Source organism: Rathayibacter sp. AY1C1 (assembly GCF_002932105.1).
Classification (GTDB): Bacteria; Actinomycetota; Actinomycetes; order Actinomycetales; family Microbacteriaceae; genus Rathayibacter.
The window spans coordinates 26,419-43,366 of sequence record NZ_PSWH01000018.1 but is presented as its reverse complement, the minus strand read 5'-3'; the positions used below and the strand labels follow the sequence as shown (position 1 = coordinate 43,366).

Below are 16,948 nucleotides of genomic sequence, written 5' to 3'. Positions count from 1 at the left end.
CGGCCCGGCGGATGCTCCTCCCCCGGAACGACGGGCGAGGAGCCGCCGAAGCCACACGCGACGCGCGGTGTCAACCCACCCGCCGGGGCGTCAGGTCCCCATCGCCCACGGCTCGCGATCGCCGCGGAGGCGGGCGGCGAGCGCCATCGCCTGCTCATCGGTCAGGGTCGCGACGTAGTCGACCACACCGCGCCCCCGGCCGAGCCGCTGCAGCGCGGCCGGGTCGGAGGTCGGCCGGCCGCGCTCGTCCGCCGGGAGCCAGTCGGGGTGGTCGGCGCGCAGGCGGAAGTAGCCGTCGGTCGCGAGCTCGATCAGGTCGAGCAGCTTCTGCGGAGCCCGCGAGCCGTCGCGCGGGTCCTCGAGCCAGGCGTCGAGGTGGGTCACCAGCGTCTCGAGCACCTGCGACTGGCCGCGCTGGTAGGTGGCGAAGTCCGGCCGGTCGATCACGAAGCGCGTGTGCACGAACTTCAGCACGGCCACGTCGTGCCAGGCGTCGGGGAGGAGGGAGAGGTGGCCCGAGCGGACGTTCGGCTCGGCGAGCACCACCACGGAGCGCTGCAGGCGGCCGATCCAGGAGGAGACGAAGGCCTCGATCGCGCGCTCGGTGCGCGTCGATCCGTCGAACGGGAGCGCGAGGAGCCCCTCGACCAGCTCGGTCGACACCCGCTCCACGGAGGCGCGGAAGTGCTCGTCGCTCGCGATCCACGGGTCGCGGGCCACGAGCCTCCGGCGGAGCATCTCGAGCGAGTGCCCGGGTGCGCGCGCCCACAGCTCCTCGGCGTCGAGGGCGGCGAGCGCGTTCTGCTCGCGGAGGAACGCGCGGAACTCCACGGCGACGGCCGCCTGCTGCAGCACTCCCGCGCGGTAGAAGTCGTCGAGGTCGTGCAGCGAGTAGGCGATGTCGTCGGCGACGTCCATCACCGAGCACTCGAGGGTCTGCTGCCAGGGGGCGATCGCGGCGAAGCCGGAGCGGGCGTCGAGCAGGTCGTCGAGGTCGAGCGTGTACGCCGAGAACTTCGGCGGTGCGGTCTCCCACCGGCTGGCGGTCGAGCCGCGGGGCAGCTCGGTCGGGTCGGCGGAGTCGATGCCGGGGCGGTGGACCGTCCGCCCCCACGGGTACTTGAGCACGGCGGCACGGGAGGCGGCGGTGAGGTTCAGCCCCACCTCCACCGTCTCGCAGACGTCGAGCTCGGAGAGGATCCGGAACGACTGCGCGTTGCCCTCGAAGCCCTCCGCGAGCCCCAGCCGCTCGCGCGCGAGCCGGTCGAGCGCCTGCTCGCCGAGGTGGCCGAACGGAGGGTGGCCGAGGTCGTGCGCGCTGGCCGCGGCCTGCACGACCACCGGGTCGCAGCCGCCGAGCCGCTCGACCAGCTCGCGCTGGGCGGGATCGGTGGTGGTCAGCTGCATCGCGATCGCCCGGGCGACCGCGGTGACCTTGATCGAGTGCGTGAGCCGGTTGTGCACGACCTGGCCGACGCCCGAGGGCGAGATGACCTGGGTCACCGCGGAGAGGCGGGCGAAGTAGGGCGAGAAGCGGATCCGCTCCAGGTCGACGCGGTACTCGGGGTACTCCTCGCCGGTGGCGAACCGGTCGACGGGCTCGGGGATGCGCCGGTCGCGGCGGTGGTCGTGCGGGGCCGAGGCCCGCGGGGCCGTCGTCTCGGGGAGTGCCGGCTCGCTCATGGCTTCACCCTAATCAGGGGCGCGGGGGCGGAGGGACCGCGCCGCTCCGGCGGTCGGCGTCGCTCCTCCGGTCGGCGTCGCTCCTGCGGCGAGACACCGCGTCCGCCGGCGAGGCACCGCGGGGACGGCGGCGCCTCGGGGAGCGCACGAACACCTCGGCGGTCCGGTGGGCGAGGCCGGCGCCTCGGCGGACGCCGGGACGCCCCGCGGCAGCCCGGCCGACGGGCGAACAGAAGACGGGGGGCGCGGACTCCCGTCAGGCGGACTGCTCGCGCGGAGCGACGGCGAGGTGCACGGCCGCGGCGACGACCGCGCCGAGGACGTAGGCCGCGATGTCGAGCCAGGAGAAGGTGGTGCCGACGACGAGGCGGAGCGGCGCCCACAGCTCGACCAGGCGCGCTGCGACTCCGATCGCCTGCAGCTGCTCCATCGCGATCGACCAGGCCAGCGCGATCCCGGCAGCCGTCACGCCCGGGATGCGCGGCAGGAGCACCGCGATCAGCAGCGCCACCAGCACGACGTAGGCCACTCCGCCGGCGAGGTCGGCGAGCAGCCCCGTGAGCACGAACCGCAGCGCCAGGCCCAGGCCGAGCACGGCGACGGCCGCGAGGGCGAAGCGGAGCCGCGCCCTCACCGGGCACGCTCCTCGAGGGCGCGCTGCAGGCGGTCGAGAGCGAGGAGGAACGTGCGGTCGTCGGCCACGCGCCAGCCGAGAGCGGCCGGGGCGGCGACGACCAGGGGCACGAGGACGGTGCGCGGGCGCCGCCTCGCCGCACGCAGGACGGCGGAGGCGGGCGGCGGCGCGAGGACCGTCAGGACCAGCGCGCGGACCCGGTGGGCACCCGAGGGCGAGGTGCCGACGCCCACCGAGACGATCCGATCCCACTCGGCGATGCGCAGGGCGTCCGCGCGCTCGGCGGCGAGCTCGAGTCCGTCGCGGCCGACGGCCAGCACTGCGGCGGCGGCGGCCGGAGCGGCGGAGGCGGGTGCCGCGATCCGGCGCAGCGCCCGGGCGAGCTCGGGAGTGCGCAGGACGGCGAACCCCTCGGTGACCGCGGCGAGCGCCGCCAGCCGGCGCTGCCGCTCCGGGGCGGCCTGGCGGACCCGGGCCCGGACGGCGGCCGGGGCGGGCAGGGGCGCGGCGAGCAGCGCCGTCGGCTCGAACCGCGTGCGCGGGGGCAGCGGGACCGCCGGCGGCGTGCGCGGCGGGGGCTCGCCCCAGTGCGGCGTCGATGCGGGATCCATGCGCCCCTCCCTCCTCGCGCGGCTCCGAGCCGCCCCTGAGATCATCCCTCCTCCGCCCTCCCGCCTTGCCGAGAGGGCCCGGCGGGCTTACCATGGAGTACCCCCCGGGGGTATGCCACGACCGGCGTGCCGACCGGACGCCCACCGGGCCGATCGACCGGATCGGACCGGACGCACCACACAGGAGGACCCATGAGCACCAGGATCGACCTCGGCCTGACCGCGAGCGGATCGACGGGAGGGTGCGGCTGCGGCGGAGGCGGCGCCTGCGCGTGCGGCGGCCACGGCGGCGCCGGCCGCTCCGACGCCGGCCACGCGGCGCAGGGTTCCCTGTCGGCCGCGTCCGTGCAGAGCTTCGGCGTCGCGGGCATGACCTGCGAGCACTGCGTCCGCAGCGTCACCGAGGAGCTCGCCGCCTACCCCGAGGTCTCGGCGGTCGACGTGTCCCTCGCCCCCGCCGGGGTCTCGACCGTCACGGTCGGCTCCTCCCGGCCGCTCGGCCGCGAGGAGATCGCCGCCGCCGTCGCCGACGCGGGCTACCGCCTCGCTCCCCTGAGCTGACGTGGCCGAGACCACCGGCACCCCGCTCGAGCTCGCCATCGGAGGGATGACCTGCGCCTCCTGCGTCGCGCGGGTCGAGAAGCGCCTCGACGCGCTCCCCGGCGTCCACGCGACCGTCAACCTCGCCCTCGAGCGCGCGACGCTGACCCTCCCGCCCGGCACGACTCCGGCCGACGCGATCGCCGCCGTCGAGGCCGCGGGCTACAGCGCGACGGTCCCCTCCACCGGCGAGGCGGCTCCCACGGAGGAGCAGGAGGAGCAGAGCGACGACGACCGCGAGCGGCGCGCCCTGCGCACCCGGCTCCGCGTCTCCGCCCTGCTCGCCGTGCCGGTGGTCCTGCTCTCGATGATCCCGCCGCTGCAGTTCGCGAACTGGCAGTGGCTGTGCCTCGCCCTCGCCTCACCGGTCGCGGTCTGGGGCGCGCTGCCCTTCCACCGCAACGCCTGGCGGGCGCTGCGGCACGGCTCCACCACCATGGACACCCTGATCAGCCTCGGGGTCAGCGCCTCCTTCGCCTGGTCGGTCTGGGCTCTGTTCCTCGGCGACGCCGGGCGGCTCGGCATGAGCATGCCGTTCGAGCTGCTGGGCAGCCGCTCCGGCCACGACGAGATCTACCTCGAGGTCGCCGCCGCCGTCCCTGTCCTCGTGCTGGCCGGCCGCTACCTGGAGGCGCGGTCGAAGCGCGACGCCGGTGCGGCGCTCCGGGCGCTCCTCCGCCTCGGCGCGAAGGACGCCGTGCGCGTCGCCGCCGACGGACAGGAGGAGCGCGTGCCCGCGTCCTCGCTCGCCGTCGGCGACGTCCTCCGCGTGCGCCCCGGCGAGACCGTCGCCGCCGACGGCACCGTGCTCGAGGGCTCGAGCGCGATCGACGCGAGCATGCTCACCGGCGAGAGCGTGCCGGTCGAGGTCGGCCCCGGCTCGACCGTGACCGGCGGAGTGCTCAACGCCCACGGCCTGCTCACCGTCCGCGTCGACCGCGTCGGCTCCGAGACCACGCTCGCGCGGATGGGCCGCCTCGTCTCGGACGCGCAGGCCGGCAAGGCGCGCATCCAGCGGCTCGCCGACCGCGTCTCCTCCGTCTTCGTGCCGGTCGTGGTGGTGCTCGCCCTGGCCACCCTCGCCGGCTGGCTGATCGCCGGCGCCGACCTCGCCGCCGCCGTCTCTCCCGCCGTCGCCGTCCTCGTCGTCGCGTGCCCGTGCGCGCTGGGCCTGGCCACCCCGACCGCCGTCCTCGTCGGCACCGGCCGCGGCTCCCAGCTCGGGATCCTCCTCCGCGGGCCGGAGGTGCTCGAGGCCGGGCGCCGGATCGACACGGTCGTGCTCGACAAGACCGGCACGCTCACCACGGGCGCGTTCCAGGTCGTCGAGTCCAGCGACGACGAGAGCCTGCGGTTGCTCGCCGCCGTCGAGCGCGGGTCGGAGCATCCGCTCGCCGCAGCGATCGTGGCCGGGGCCGCGCACCTCGACGTCCCCGAGGCGACCGGATTCCGCTCCAGCACCGGGTTCGGCGTGCGCGCCCGGGTCGAGGGCCGCCTGGTCGTCGCCGGCCGGCTGCGCTGGCTGGAGGAGCAGTGGGGCTTCGCGCCGGGCGGTCTCGCCGAGCGCGCCGAGCGAGCGACCGCCGAGGGCGGCACCGTCGTCGGCGTCGGCTGGGAGGGGGCGCTGCGCGGCTTCGCGGTCCTCCGCGACGAGCCGAGGCCGGAGGCGTCCCGCACCGTCCGCGCCCTGCGCGAGCGGGGCCTGCGGGTGATGGTGCTGACCGGCGACAACCCGCGGGCGGCGCAGGCCGTCGCCTCGGCCGTCGGCATCGACGAGGTCGTCGCCGAGGTGCTGCCGGAGGAGAAGCTCGCCGTGATCGAGCGCCTCCGTGCGGAGGGCCGCCACGTCGCCTTCGTCGGCGACGGTGTGAACGACGCCGCCGCGCTGGCCGCCGCGGACGTGGGGATCGCGATGGGCGCCGGATCGGACGCGGCGATCGAGGCGAGCGACATCACCCTCGTCGGCGACGACCTCGGCCGGGTGCCCGACGCCCTGCGCCTCGGGCGCCGCACCCTCGCGGTCATCCGGGGCAACCTGTTCTGGGCCTTCGCCTACAACGTGGCCGCGATCCCGCTCGCGATGGCCGGACTCCTGGGGCCGCTCGTGGCCGGCGCCGCGATGGCGTTCTCGAGCGTCTTCGTCGTGCTGAACAGCCTGCGGCTGCGGTCGTTCCGCTGAGTCCCGGCGGGCCGTCCGGAGTTCCCTCGCGGAGCTCTTGACGGCCCGCCCGCAGGTGGCGAGGGTGAGCGCATGAGCCTCTTCATCACCTGCCCGGTCGACGACGTCGAGCGCGCCACCGCCTTCTACACCGCGCTGGGCTGGACCCTGAACGCCGAGATGTCCCGCGAGGACGTCTCCTGCTTCGCGATCGGTCCCGGCACGTCCGTCATGCTGGCGAGCCGCGCGATGTACGAGAGCGTCGGCGCCACCGAGGAGCTGATCGGCGCCCCCGGCACCCCCTCGAAGGTGACCGTCTCGTTCGACCTCGACAGCCGCGAGGCCGTCGACGAGCTCGTCGAGCGGGCCGCCGCCGCGGGCGGCCGGATCGGCGACACCGACGACTACCCCTTCATGTACCAGCGCCAGTTCGACGACCTCGACGGCTACCACTACTCCCCGTTCTGGATGAAGCCGGGCGGCGACGCGGCGGAGTGACGGGGCCGCGCGGACTCACTCCGCGTGCCGCAGGCGGTGCCGCCGGACCGCGGCCCGGTTCGCGCAGCGGACGGAGCAGTACCGCTGCCGGCCGTTCCGCGTCACGTCGACGACGACGTTCCTGCAGTGGTCGCCCGACGCCCGACCGGCCTCACACCGCAGGAGGCGGCTCATCCCCCGGGTCGTCAGGTGCAGCGCCGTGCCCACCGCGATGACGGCGTGGAGGACGTGCGCCAGGGACTGGTCCCGGTCGCGGTAGTGCAGGTGCCAGCCCTCGTCGTCGTGGTCGGTCAGGCGCGGATACGCGGCGATCGCGGCCATCTGGCGGTTCAGCGACGTCGCCCGGTCGCTCGGAGTCGGCGCGTCGACCACTTCCAGCCACTCGTCGATCACGTCGCGTGTCCGGGCGTGGTCGTCCGGGCCGGACTCGAAGGCCATCGTCATGCCGAACTCGCGCGTGCGCGCCTCGATGCCCTCGCGGTCGGACGGCCAGTCGTTCGCGAGGGAGGCGGCGAGCAGGACCGCGTACTCGCCGTAAGGGTTGAGCTGCATAAGACCATGACAGCACAGTGGCTCCCATGCGCACCTCCACACCCTCCCCGCACCCCTCCGAGCCGCTCGCCCCCGCCGTCGATCCGCACGAGCACGGCTGGACGACCGAGTCGGCCCACCGGACCAGCGAGGGCGTCGTCGTGTACGTCCGCTGCGCCGGCTGCGGCACGCGGCGCGTGGACGTGCGGACCGGGCACCAGGATCCCCCTGCCGCTCTCAGCCGCGTCCTGCCCGCCTCCGACCACCGCTCGCGGGGTGGAGCAGCGAGCGGCCGCGGGAGGATGAGGGCATGATCGCCGACCTGACCCTCCCCTGCGACGCCGGCCCCGAGGAGAGGAGCCTCCTCCTCCGCCGCGCGGTGCTCGACGACCTCCCCGCGCTCGTCCGGCTCCTCTCCGACGACCCGATCAGCGCCGGGCGCGGAGACGTCGCCGCCGAGGAGGACGGGGCCGCCTACGAGTCCGCCTTCCGGAGCATCGCGCAGGACCCGGGCAACGATCTCGTGGTCGCGATCGACCGCACCGGAGCCGTGGTGGGCACGCTGCAGCTGACCGTGATCCCCGGGATGGCGCGCCGCGGCAGCTCCCGCCTGCTCGTCGAAGCGGTCCGGGTGGCGAGCGCCGAGCGGTCGGCGGGGATCGGCACGGCCCTGATGCGCTGGGTGCTGGACGTCGCTGCGATCGAGCTCCGCACGCCGCTCGTCCAGCTGACCTCGGACGCCGCCCGCACCGACGCCCACCGCTTCTACCTGCGCCTGGGCTTCGTCGACTCGCACGTGGGCTTCAAGCGCCGCGTCGAGCTGCCGGGCTCGTAGCGGCGGTGCGGGCAGCCCGTCCGGACGCCTGATCGGCGTGTCCCCGCAAGCACGACCGGCGCAGGAGGGGACGCCCCGAGCGGAGGCCCGGACGGCACTGCTCGCCTCTCCCCGGCCGACGTGCTTGGCTGGCCCGATGAGAACCGAGACCCGCCAGGGCGTCCCCCTCCTGCTCGTCGACGACGACGGAGGCGCGCTCTCGACCCCGGACGACGCGATCGCGCTCATCTGCGAGACCTACGGCGGCGATGTCGAGACGATCGTGGTGCCCGTCGGCCGGCTCGACCCCGAGTTCCTCCGCCTGCGCTCCGGCATCGCCGGCGAGTTCGTGCAGAAGTTCGTCTCGTACGGCAAGCGGCTGGTGATCCTCGGCGACGTCAGCGGACCGGTGGCGGAGTCGAGCGCGCTGCAGGCCTTCGTCGTCGAGTCGAACCGCGGCGACCACCTCTGGTTCGCCGCCGACCTCGAGGCGCTCGACGCCCGCCTCCGCAGCTCCGGCACCGCGACCGAGCCCGGCGCCGACGGCGGAGTGGAGCCGACGCCCGGCCCCGCCCGCTGATGCCCCTGCTCCAGCCCGGCCCCGACGGCTCTCCACCCGAGGTCGACGGTCCGGTCCGCCTCCTCCTGCTCGCCGACACGCACCTCCCGAAGCGGGCGAAGGCCCTCCCGGACGAGGTGTGGCACGCGGTCGACGAGGCAGACCTGGTCGTGCACGCGGGCGACTGGGTCGACGAGGCGACGCTGGACGCGCTGGAGGAGCGGGCGGCGCTCCTGCTGGCCGTGTGGGGCAACAACGATCCGGAGCCGCTGCGCGCCCGCCTGCCCGAGGTCGCGCGCGCGCGCATCGCCGGCCTCGACGTCCGCGTGGTGCACGAGACCGGAGCGGCGACCGGCCGCGAGACCCGCGCCGACGCCGCCCATCCGGGTGCCGACGTGCTCGTCTTCGGGCACAGCCACATCCCCTGGGACACCGTCTCCCCGGCGGGTCTCCGCCTGCTCAATCCGGGCTCCCCGACGGATCGGAGGCGCCAGCCGGCCTGCACCTTCCTGACCGCCGTCGCCGACGACGGAGTGCTCCGCGACGTGCACCTGACCGCCCTGCCGTTCCGGGCACGAACCATTCCCGGCGGCGGCGCAAGGGGGTCACAGAGCATTTAGGTCGGCCTAAGCTCACCTGGATGAGCAGCTCACACGACCACCCCGACTCCGCGCACCTGCGCCCGGAGGGTCTCGACGACGCCACCGTGGCGGCGCTCGGGAAGCTCTCGGAGGCGCTCGAGACGGTCGAGCACGCCCGCGGTCTGCTCTACGGCTTCCACCGGCTCACCGGCGCGGCCGACCTCGCTCTGGGCGAGGCCGTCGACGCGCTGCGCGAGGCCGGCCACGCCGCGACCGCCGAGCGGATCGAGGCCGAGCTCGTCGGCCGCAACGTCATCGAGGGGCGCTGGACCTTCCAGATCGTCGAGGACTACGACGACACCTACTACGCCGCGTTCCGGGAGCAGGAGCGCGCCGCGCGCGACGAGCTCGCCGGCGGACGCCGCCACCTCTTCGAGTCCGAGATGAAGGAGGACCGCCGCTCCGGCGGCCGCCGCCACCACGAGTCGCGCCCGGAGGCGGGCTCGTGAACGCCGTCATCCGGATGCACGCCTCGTCGCTGCGGGTCAAGGCGGTCACGCCGGGCCGCGGCGGACGCGGCACGCCTCCCGAGCCCGAGGCGACGATGCGGCGCACCACGCTCAGCATCGACGGCCGCCGCTTCCTCCTCGCCGTCTCCCTCGACACCGAGGAGCTCGAGAAGCGCCTGGTCGAGGCCGTGCGCAACCGCGGCGACATGGTGAGCTTCACGGTCGCCGGCGAGCGCGAGGTCTGCGTGCTGGTCTCCCCGGGCGTCGCGGTCATCCTCGAGCACGAGGACGTCCCGGTCGAGGATCCGGATGCCGAGGACGCGCCGATCCTGTACGACGACGTCGAGTACCTGACCTGATCCGTCGGCGGCCGGTCCCGGCCGCCGGTCCGGGCGCGGCTCTCGACTCGGGTCGTCCACCCGCTCAGACCGCTCCGGTGCTCGCCCACAGGTGGAACGCCGCGTGCGCCCGGTGCGGCCGCCACGCCTGCGACGCCGCCTCCGCCTCCGCCGTGCTCACCCGGCCGAGCGCCTTCCGCAGCACCAGGTCGCCGGCGGGGAAGGCGTCCGGATCGCCGAGGAACCGGAGCGCGAGGTAGTCGGCCGTCCACGGCCCGATGCCCGGGATCGCGAGGAGCGCGCGCCGCTGCTCCGGCAGGTCGCCCGCGCGGTCGAGCACGGGTCCGGCGGCGAAGGCCTCGGCGACGGCCCGGACCGTCCGCGCCCGGGCGTTGGTGATCCCGATCGCCGAGCGCAGCGCCTCGAACTCCGGGGCGAGCAGGGCGGCGGGTGCGGGGAAGGCCAGGAGACCGCGCTCCCCCGGGGCGCCGAAGGCCGCGGCGGTGCGTCCGCCGAAGGTCCGGGCCGCGGCGACGGACACCTGCTGGCCGAGGACCGCCATGACCGCCGCCTCGAACGCCTCCGGGTACTGCGTCGCGCGCAGCCCCGGCCGGGCCGCGACGGAGCGGGCGAGCAGCGGGTCCCGCGAGAGCTCGGCGCCGATCGCCACCACGTCGGAGTCGAGGTCGAACCAGGCTCGGACGACCGCGGCCGCCGGCGTCAGCACGTCCGGCTCCGCCTCCACCCGCAGCCCGGTCTCCGTCACCTCGAGCACGATCGGCCGCGGCGCCCCGTCGAGGGTGAGCAGGCGCTCCAGGCGTCGGCCGTCGGCCGAGACCCGCTCCACTCCGGGGAGGGCGTGGTTGCGGAGGAGGCTCGCGGCGCCGGCTGAGTCGAAGGGCCCGAGGGCCGGCAGGTCGAGGGAGGACGTCTCGTTCAGGGGAGCAGGACCGTCTTGCCGCGCGCGCGGCCCGACTCGACGAGGGCGAGCGCGGCGGCCGCCTCGGTCAGCGGGAAGGAGGGCCCGAGCACGACCTCGAGCTCCCCGCGACCGGCGCGGTCGAGCAGGCCCGGCCGGGCGGCGTCGCGGAGCGCGGTGCCGGGATCGGCTCCCGGTCCGCCGCCGAGCAGCAGGATGTCGCCGAGGCGGGCGGCGTGCTCGAAGCCGGCCACAGTGGCGATGCGCGAGCGGTCGGCGACCAGAGCCACCGAGGCGTCCAGCGCCTCGTCGGTGCCCGCCGTGTCCAGCGCGACGTCGACGCCGCCGGGGGCCAAGACGCGCACGCGCTCCTCCAGCCCGGCGCCGTAGCGGACCGGCTCCGCGCCGAAGCGGCGGACGACCTCCTCGCCGCGCTCGCTCGTGGTGCCCAGCACCCGTGCTCCGCGGGCGACCGCGAGCTGCACCGCGAGCGAGCCGACGGCCCCGCTCGCCCCGTGCACCAGGACGGTGTCCCCGGAGGAGACGCGGGTGGCCTCGACGAGGTGCTCGGCGGTCGTCCCGGCCAGCAGCAGGCCCGCGGCCGCCGCCCAGCCGAGCCCGGCGGGCTTGGGCAGGACCGCGCTCGCGGGCGCGACCAGCTCGGCGGAGTAGCCGCCGGAGACCCGGAACGCCACGACCTCGTCGCCCACCCGGATCGGGCCGAGCGGCCCCTCGGCCCCCTCGCCGACCGCGGTCACGACTCCGGAGACCTCGCTGCCCGGCCGGACCGGCACCCGTCCGCGCCCGAACATCCCGCGCAGGAGCTTCGCGTCGGCCGGGTTCACGCCCGCTGCGCGCACCGCGATCCGCACCCTGCCGGGCGCCGGCTCCCCCGGATCGACCTCGACGGCGCGCAGCGCCTCCGGCCCGTCGAATCCCTCGGCCTGCATCGCGACGACCATGCGTCCGCCTCCCGTCCCCGGGCGCCTGCGCACCCGAGCGCGACGCTAGCAGCAGCGTCCGACCCCCGGATCCCCTGCGGAGAGCGCGGCAGCCGACCGAGAACGCCCGTTCTGGTACCGCCTACCATGGAGGGATGTCCCCGATCCTCGACGAGCGCCCTCCCCGCGAGGCGATCCTCGCGGCCGCCGACCGGCTCTACTACGAGCGCGGCATCCAGTCGGTCGGGATGGACGAGCTCCGCACGGCCGCGGGCGTCTCGTTGAAGCGCCTCTACTCGGAGTTCCCGAGCAAGGAGTCGGTGGTGGTCGCCGTCCTGCACGGCCGGCACGAGCAGTGGACCCTCGGCGTGACCACCCGGGTCGCCGCGGCGGACGGACCTCGCGGCAAGCTGCTCGCGATCTACGACTTCCTCTTCGACTGGTTCTCCGAGGACTCGTTCCGCGGCTGCGGCTTCATCAACGCCTTCGGGGAGCTCGGCTCGTCGAACCCGATGGTCGCCGAGATGGCGCGCGACCACAAGGAGACGTTCCAGCGCTTCCTCGCGACCCTCGCCGAGGAGGCGGGTGGCGGCGCCGAGCTCGCCGCGCAGCTCGCGATCCTCGCCGAGGGCGCCCAGACCACCGCGGCCATCGCCGGAACCCCGGAGGCCGCCCTGCACGCGCGTCGCGCCGCCGAGATCCTCATCGACGCGGAGACGCGCCCCGTCTGAGGCACGCCGCGCGCGGGATCAGGCCTCGCCGCCCCCGGGCGGGCCGACCACGAGCAGCGCCGCGAAGACCACGGCGACCAGAGCCAGGACCAGCGCCCCGGCGAGCACGGGCCGCGCGAGCGCCCAGCGGAGGAGTCTGCTCGTCACACGCCGGTCGCGCGGGTCGTCCGTCGCGTGCGTCCGCCACGGGCCCTCCAGCAGGCCGCGGCGCTCGAAGCCGCGCTCCAGCGGGATGGTCGCGTAGGGCACGACCGCGCTGACGACCGCGAGCGCCGTCGCGCCCGCCGACCACCGCTGGTTCACCGCGAGCACCAGGGCCGCGGCTCCGTAGGCGAGGAACGCGAACCCGTGGATCGGCCCGGCGACGCTCACCGGCCAGTCGCCGGCTCCGGCCGCGTACTTCAGCAGCATCCCGACGATCAGGAGAGTCCAGGTCACCGCCTCGACGATCGACAGCAGGCGGAAGAGGCGGCGCGGGCTCATGGGATCGGCTCCGTTCGGTCCGCGGCGACGCGGCTCGGGGTCGGTCGAGGGTCGCCCGGAGCCTACGGGAGCACGCTCGCGAGGAACCTGAGCGGACGAGGACCGCTCGGGGCGCTCAGCCCAGCCAGCCGGTGAGCGAGAGGGCCGTCACCGCGCCGACCAGGCCCGCGGCGACGAGGGCGACCGTGCCCGTGACTCCGCTGCGGGAGGGGGCTGCGGCGGGGCCGCCGGCCAGGCGCGCCCAGAGCCGGCGTGCCACCTCCTCGGCGGAGGGGCGGTCGGCCGGATCGAGAGCGGTCATCGCGGTCAGCAGCTCGCGCCACTCCGCCGGGACCGACTCCGGGACGACGGGCGCGTGGTGGAGGCGCTGGATCGAGATCTCGAGCGTCGTGCCGGTGTAGGCCCTGCGGCCCGAGACGGCCTCGAGCAGGACCAGCCCGAGCGAGTAGACGTCGGACGCCGGTCCGACCGGGCCGGAGCCGAGGCTCTCGGGGCTGAGGTACGCGGCGGTGCCCACCAGCACGTCGGAGCGGGTGAGCCGGGCGTCGTCGACCGAGCGGGCGATCCCGAAGTCGCTGAGCTTGGCCTCGTGCGCGGAGAAGCCGGATGCGGTGGCGCGCGAGCGGACGAGGACGTTCTCGGGCTTCACGTCGCGGTGGAGGACGCCCTGCGCGTGCAGGTGCGCGAGAGCGTCGGCCACTTGAGCGCCGACCTCCGCGATGAGCCGCGGATCGCCGGAGCCGAACCAGTCGGCCGCCGGGTCGCTGCGGTCGAAGTACTCGAGGACGAGGAACGCGAGGTCGCCCTCCTCGCCGGGGATCTCGCCCTGGTCGAGGACGTCCACCACGGACGCGTGACGCGAGTCGATCAAGAAGCGGATCTCGCGCTCGCGACGCGCCCGCTCGTTGGGGGTGTCCGGGACGTCGCGGTGGACCTTGACCGCGACCTGGCGGGCGAGGCGGAGGTCGCGGGCGCGGTAGACGACGGCGCTGCCGCCCTCCCCCACCCGCTCGAGCACGAGGTAGCGACCGGCCAGGGTGGAGCCGACCAGCGGATCCACGACGTCGGCGGGGAGCGGCTGCAGGCGGTCGAGTTCGTCCAGCACGGGCAGCTCCCTTCGCGAATGAGTCACTAGCTCGTCTAACTAGTAGTCCCTTCGTAGTGGTCGCCGCCCTTCCAGGCAAGCACCTCGGGGGAGGTTGGCTTGTCTAGATGTTCTTGCTACGAGACTGTCTAGACTGTTCGGCATGGATGAGGTCACGCTGAAGCGACCCGGGGCCTTCTGGTTCTCGGGTGAGGCGACCGAGCCCGGAGCGGTGGAGGTCCTCGCCGCGATGCGCGCCTTCCGCACGGCGGAGGCCGCGATGCGCCGACGGACCCGCGGATCCATGGGCATGGGCGAGAACGACCTGCTGGCCGTGCAGTTCCTCATGCGCCGCCAGCAGAAGGGCGTGCACGTCAGCCCGAAGGACCTGGCCTCCTACCTCGGCATCTCCTCCGCCTCCACGACCGTGCTGATCGACCGGCTGGTCAAGAGCGGGCACGTGGTCAGGGAGCCGCACCCGAGCGACCGCCGGGCCATCCGCATCGTCGCCACCCCCACCTCCCACCGCGAGGTGCGCGAGACGCTCGACGAGATGCACCGCCGCATGCTCGAGGCGGCCGAGACGCTCAACCCCTCCGAGGCCGGGACCGTCATCCGCTTCCTGCAGACGATGCGCGACATCGTCGAGCGCCCGGCCGACTCCGAGACGGTCGACGCCGCCCAGGAGCTCGCGGGCGAGCCGATCGGCGAGTACGCCGACGGCGTGCTGGAGCAGCGCCGCGCCTGACCGGCGTCCCCGCGGCCGTGGCCGCGCGTCCCCAGGAGTTCACTCCGAGGGTCTTCTGCCGCGCCCGGATCCGTCGGAGAATCGAGTCGTCCGGCGGCGATGGACAGAAAACGCACTCCGCGACGTAAGTAGCTAGCTCAACTAGTAGGAAGTCTTTCTAGCGATATAGAGTGACGGACGTCAGCCACTCGCACGTCAGATCGGAGCACACCATGGGCAACATCCTGTACGGCACTCCCCCCGCCGCCATCGAGGTCGAGGACCGCGCCCTCGCCCACCTCCAGATCGTCATCATCAACAAGTTCCGCCGCGACGAGCGCTTCCTGCTCACCCTCGACGCGAGCCCCCAGGCCGGCACCGGCCGCCGCGGCGTGTGGATGCACCCGACCATCCCGATCCAGTTCGAGTTCAAGGGCAGCCGCCAGCCCACGATCAACCCGGAGTGGGTCGAGGCCCTCATGGAGCGCGCCAACAGCGGCGCCGGCCTCCGCATCGTGCCCGAGCCGACGAGCAACGCCGCCGTCCCGCTGCGCCGCGCCGAGCCCGCCGCCTGACCCTCCGCGCCGGAGCCGCTCCCGATCAGGCTCCGCCGCCGCACACCGACACGACCCGCCTTCCCGCCCGGGAGGCGGGTTCCGTCGTCTCCGGGTCTCAGAACCCCGGGAGCGCGCTCGCAAGTGGTTGACATTCCGCGCCACGGTCAGGGTCGCAGTCCTACACTGCTCCTGCGGCACGGGGTCGTTCCGGCGGGCTCGTCCCTGCTGTCGCACGCATGACCGGCCGCCGGCCGCTCGGGCCCCCCTCTCGAGCGACCGGCGGACGGCTGCGCGGCGCACCCGAAGCGCCGTCCGCGAGGTCCGCCGGAACCAGGAGCGGCCAGATGACCCACGGAACGAACAGCCTCACCACCACCGTCGACGAGGTGCGCCCGGGCGACCTCTTCTGCGCCGTCGTCGCCCACGAGACCGAGCAGTGGCGCGTCGTCGCCGTCCTCGGCATCCGCGTCCTCGCCGAGCGGGTCGCCGGAGGAGACCGCCGCAGCTTCACGCTCCGCTTCGTGCGCCACCAGCTCTCGCCGGACGTGCTCATCGCGAGGGGCGCCGCAGCGACGGCCTCTCCGGACTCCCGCCGTTAGAGCGCCGCCGTCGCCACGGCGGGCCGCGCCAGGCGGGCGAAGAGGCGGTCGAACACGACCCGCCGATCGAACTGCAGGGCGTACTCCCGGGCGGCCGCCGCTCGGCGTGCGCGATCGTCGGCGCTGAGCTCGAGGACGGCGTGGTCGAGGAGCGCGGCGATCGTGTCCGGGCTGTCGACCGGGGTCACGAAGGCGTGCTCGCCGATCGCCTCGCCGATGCCGCCGGTCAGCGTGGTGATGATCGGGCCGCCCCCGGCGAGCATCTTCTCGGCCAGCGCGATGCCGAAGGTCTCGACGAACTCGGGCCGCGGCTTGCTCGGGAGCACGAACGCCGCGCAGCCCGCCATCAGGAAGGGCTTCTCCGCGTCGCCGACGTCGTCGAGGAAGCGGATGCGGTGCGCCAGCGGTGACGCCGCCGCGATCCGGCGCAGCTCCGCCTCCTGCGGACCGCGACCCGCGATGACGAGCTCGTGGCGCTCGTGGACGGCACTGCGCTCGTAGCCGGTGATGAGATCCTCCACGCCCTTCGCCTCGGTCAGGCGCGAGAGGAAGAGGACGTAGCCGTCGGTCCGGAGTCCGCGGGCCCGCACGACCTCCTCGACGACGCCGGGGTCGAGGTCGAGGTAGGCGTCCGCGTCGATCGCCGGGTAGGACACGGCGATGCGCTCCCGGCACTGCGGAGCGAAGCGCGTCCCGTGCGCGGCGTCGACGCGCTCCGCCTCCTCGATGATCAGGTCGCGCGTGTACTCCGACACCGCGACGCAGTGGTCCTGCGAGAGGTAGGAGGAGAGGATGTGGGCGGCGGCGCCCAGCCGGCCCTCCTCCACCGCCCGGCGGACCACGTTCGTGACGTCGGAGCCGACGGCCTCGGCGATCGTGGTCACCTCGACGGGCAGTCCGGTGCTCCAGGCGGCGCGGAGGGCGTCGGCCACGACGAGCGTGTGCGGGCTCAGGTAGAGCGAGAGGCAGACGGTCGGGACGCCGTCGGTGAACAGCTCGATCAGGCGCCCGGTCATCCCGGCCAGCCAGCGGCCGTCCGGGACCTTGTAGTCGCCCACGGGTCCCGGCCGCTCCACGACGATGCCGTCGCTGTAGGGCAGCACGGCGTCGAGCGGCTTGAGCGGGAGGCCCGCGGCCTCGAGCCGGTCGATCGGCCAGGTGACGATCCGGACCTCGTCGAATCCGCGCTCCCGGGCGGTCTCGGCGAGATTGCGCGCTTCGACGGAGTGCCCGCAGATCACCGGATCGGCGCGGACGACGATGACGAGTCTGTTCTGCACGGTGTTCGCGTGCGTGCTCTGGTCCATGGGTCTCCTTCAGGGGTCGTCGGTCGGGTGCGGCGGCGGAGGCCGGACGCGCGGGGTCGGTGGTAGCGGGGGTGACAGCGAGCG

At 74.8% G+C, this 16,948-nt stretch carries 22 protein-coding genes; 13 read left to right on the top strand and 9 right to left on the bottom strand.

What is annotated here, in order from left to right:
- Positions 1 to 90 precede the first annotated feature (90 nt).
- The 3 genes from C5C71_RS10285 to C5C71_RS17600 form a co-directional block, all read right to left on the bottom strand.
- The gene (locus tag C5C71_RS10285) at positions 91 to 1,683 is read right to left on the bottom strand and encodes a deoxyguanosinetriphosphate triphosphohydrolase family protein (protein ID WP_104233447.1); all 1,593 of its coding nucleotides are present in this window, start codon (positions 1,681 to 1,683) and stop codon (positions 91 to 93) included.
- 256 nt (positions 1,684 to 1,939) lie between these two features.
- Positions 1,940 to 2,317: a DUF2809 domain-containing protein gene (locus C5C71_RS17605; RefSeq protein WP_181027128.1), complete on the bottom strand. Its 378-nt coding sequence runs from the start codon at positions 2,315 to 2,317 to the stop codon at positions 1,940 to 1,942.
- The gene (locus C5C71_RS17600; RefSeq protein ID WP_181065692.1) at positions 2,314 to 2,928 is read right to left on the bottom strand and encodes a hypothetical protein; all 615 of its coding nucleotides are present in this window, start codon (positions 2,926 to 2,928) and stop codon (positions 2,314 to 2,316) included. The genes C5C71_RS17605 and C5C71_RS17600 overlap by 4 nt, the downstream gene beginning before the upstream one ends.
- 192 nt (positions 2,929 to 3,120) lie before the next feature.
- Here C5C71_RS17600 and C5C71_RS17930 point away from each other — a divergent pair, with 192 nt between their 5' ends.
- The 3 genes from C5C71_RS17930 (at position 3,121) to C5C71_RS10265 (ending at position 6,184) form a co-directional block, all read left to right on the top strand.
- On the top strand, positions 3,121 to 3,489 hold the full coding sequence (locus C5C71_RS17930; RefSeq protein WP_104337626.1) for a heavy-metal-associated domain-containing protein: 369 nt from the start codon (positions 3,121 to 3,123) through the stop codon (positions 3,487 to 3,489).
- 1 nt (position 3,490) lies between these two features.
- A complete protein-coding gene (locus C5C71_RS10270) occupies positions 3,491 to 5,707 on the top strand; it encodes a cation-translocating P-type ATPase (protein ID WP_258068705.1) in 2,217 nt (738 codons plus the stop codon).
- Between the two features lie 72 nt (positions 5,708 to 5,779).
- The gene (locus C5C71_RS10265) at positions 5,780 to 6,184 is read left to right on the top strand and encodes a VOC family protein (RefSeq protein WP_104254872.1); all 405 of its coding nucleotides are present in this window, start codon (positions 5,780 to 5,782) and stop codon (positions 6,182 to 6,184) included.
- Positions 6,185 to 6,199: 15 nt separating this feature from the next.
- Here C5C71_RS10265 and C5C71_RS10260 read toward each other — a convergent pair whose 3' ends face one another.
- Positions 6,200 to 6,736: a CGNR zinc finger domain-containing protein gene (locus tag C5C71_RS10260; RefSeq protein WP_104319295.1), complete on the bottom strand. Its 537-nt coding sequence runs from the start codon at positions 6,734 to 6,736 to the stop codon at positions 6,200 to 6,202.
- 26 nt (positions 6,737 to 6,762) lie between these two features.
- Here C5C71_RS10260 and C5C71_RS10255 point away from each other — a divergent pair, with 26 nt between their 5' ends.
- The 6 genes from C5C71_RS10255 (at position 6,763) to C5C71_RS10230 (ending at position 9,537) form a co-directional block, all read left to right on the top strand.
- On the top strand, positions 6,763 to 7,029 hold the full coding sequence (locus C5C71_RS10255) for a hypothetical protein (RefSeq protein WP_104272808.1): 267 nt from the start codon (positions 6,763 to 6,765) through the stop codon (positions 7,027 to 7,029).
- Positions 7,026 to 7,550 carry a GNAT family N-acetyltransferase gene (locus C5C71_RS10250; protein WP_104262384.1) on the top strand — a complete coding sequence of 175 codons (525 nt, stop codon included), beginning with the start codon at positions 7,026 to 7,028 and terminating at the stop codon, positions 7,548 to 7,550. The genes C5C71_RS10255 and C5C71_RS10250 overlap by 4 nt, the downstream gene beginning before the upstream one ends.
- Positions 7,551 to 7,686: 136 nt before the next feature.
- Positions 7,687 to 8,109 (top strand): DUF4180 domain-containing protein, encoded by a 423-nt coding sequence (locus C5C71_RS10245; protein WP_104337625.1) that lies wholly within the window; start codon positions 7,687 to 7,689, stop codon positions 8,107 to 8,109.
- Complete coding sequence (locus tag C5C71_RS10240) at positions 8,109 to 8,708, top strand: metallophosphoesterase (RefSeq protein WP_104337624.1); 600 nt, start codon at positions 8,109 to 8,111, stop codon at positions 8,706 to 8,708. Before C5C71_RS10245 ends, C5C71_RS10240 begins: the two co-directional genes overlap by 1 nt.
- 20 nt (positions 8,709 to 8,728) lie before the next feature.
- On the top strand, positions 8,729 to 9,178 hold the full coding sequence (locus C5C71_RS10235; protein ID WP_104224173.1) for a hypothetical protein: 450 nt from the start codon (positions 8,729 to 8,731) through the stop codon (positions 9,176 to 9,178).
- Positions 9,175 to 9,537 (top strand): hypothetical protein, encoded by a 363-nt coding sequence (locus tag C5C71_RS10230; protein WP_104224172.1) that lies wholly within the window; start codon positions 9,175 to 9,177, stop codon positions 9,535 to 9,537. The genes C5C71_RS10235 and C5C71_RS10230 overlap by 4 nt, the downstream gene beginning before the upstream one ends.
- A gap of 64 nt (positions 9,538 to 9,601) precedes the next feature.
- Here C5C71_RS10230 and C5C71_RS10225 read toward each other — a convergent pair whose 3' ends face one another.
- Entirely contained in the window at positions 9,602 to 10,432 is an 831-nt protein-coding gene (locus C5C71_RS10225; protein WP_258059774.1) for a DNA-3-methyladenine glycosylase, read from the bottom strand.
- 20 nt (positions 10,433 to 10,452) lie between these two features.
- The gene (locus C5C71_RS10220; protein WP_258068704.1) at positions 10,453 to 11,397 is read right to left on the bottom strand and encodes an NADP-dependent oxidoreductase; all 945 of its coding nucleotides are present in this window, start codon (positions 11,395 to 11,397) and stop codon (positions 10,453 to 10,455) included.
- 134 nt (positions 11,398 to 11,531) lie between these two features.
- On the opposite strand from C5C71_RS10220, the gene C5C71_RS10215 reads away from it, so the two are divergent.
- Positions 11,532 to 12,107 (top strand): TetR/AcrR family transcriptional regulator, encoded by a 576-nt coding sequence (locus C5C71_RS10215; RefSeq protein ID WP_104224170.1) that lies wholly within the window; start codon positions 11,532 to 11,534, stop codon positions 12,105 to 12,107.
- A gap of 18 nt (positions 12,108 to 12,125) precedes the next feature.
- On the opposite strand, the gene C5C71_RS10210 is transcribed toward C5C71_RS10215, so the two are convergent.
- Both C5C71_RS10210 and C5C71_RS10205 read right to left on the bottom strand, forming a co-directional pair.
- Positions 12,126 to 12,590 carry a DUF3817 domain-containing protein gene (locus tag C5C71_RS10210; RefSeq protein WP_104247001.1) on the bottom strand — a complete coding sequence of 155 codons (465 nt, stop codon included), beginning with the start codon at positions 12,588 to 12,590 and terminating at the stop codon, positions 12,126 to 12,128.
- 115 nt (positions 12,591 to 12,705) lie between these two features.
- Entirely contained in the window at positions 12,706 to 13,695 is a 990-nt protein-coding gene (locus C5C71_RS10205) for a serine/threonine-protein kinase (RefSeq protein WP_181065691.1), read from the bottom strand.
- Positions 13,696 to 13,837: 142 nt separating this feature from the next.
- On the opposite strand from C5C71_RS10205, the gene C5C71_RS10200 reads away from it, so the two are divergent.
- The 3 genes from C5C71_RS10200 to C5C71_RS10190 all read left to right on the top strand — a co-directional run bounded on the left by C5C71_RS10200 (position 13,838) and on the right by C5C71_RS10190 (position 15,557).
- A complete protein-coding gene (locus tag C5C71_RS10200) occupies positions 13,838 to 14,422 on the top strand; it encodes a MarR family winged helix-turn-helix transcriptional regulator (protein WP_104224167.1) in 585 nt (194 codons plus the stop codon).
- 212 nt (positions 14,423 to 14,634) lie between these two features.
- Complete coding sequence (locus C5C71_RS10195) at positions 14,635 to 14,976, top strand: ATP-dependent DNA ligase (RefSeq protein WP_104224199.1); 342 nt, start codon at positions 14,635 to 14,637, stop codon at positions 14,974 to 14,976.
- A 326-nt stretch (positions 14,977 to 15,302) separates the two neighbouring features.
- Positions 15,303 to 15,557, top strand: coding sequence for a hypothetical protein (locus tag C5C71_RS10190; protein WP_104249747.1), 255 nt, complete (start codon positions 15,303 to 15,305; stop codon positions 15,555 to 15,557).
- On the opposite strand, the gene C5C71_RS10185 is transcribed toward C5C71_RS10190, so the two are convergent.
- Complete coding sequence (locus C5C71_RS10185) at positions 15,554 to 16,864, bottom strand: glycosyltransferase (protein ID WP_104249746.1); 1,311 nt, start codon at positions 16,862 to 16,864, stop codon at positions 15,554 to 15,556. The two genes, C5C71_RS10190 and C5C71_RS10185, sit on opposite strands and share 4 nt — an antisense overlap.
- Positions 16,865 to 16,948 lie beyond the last annotated feature (84 nt).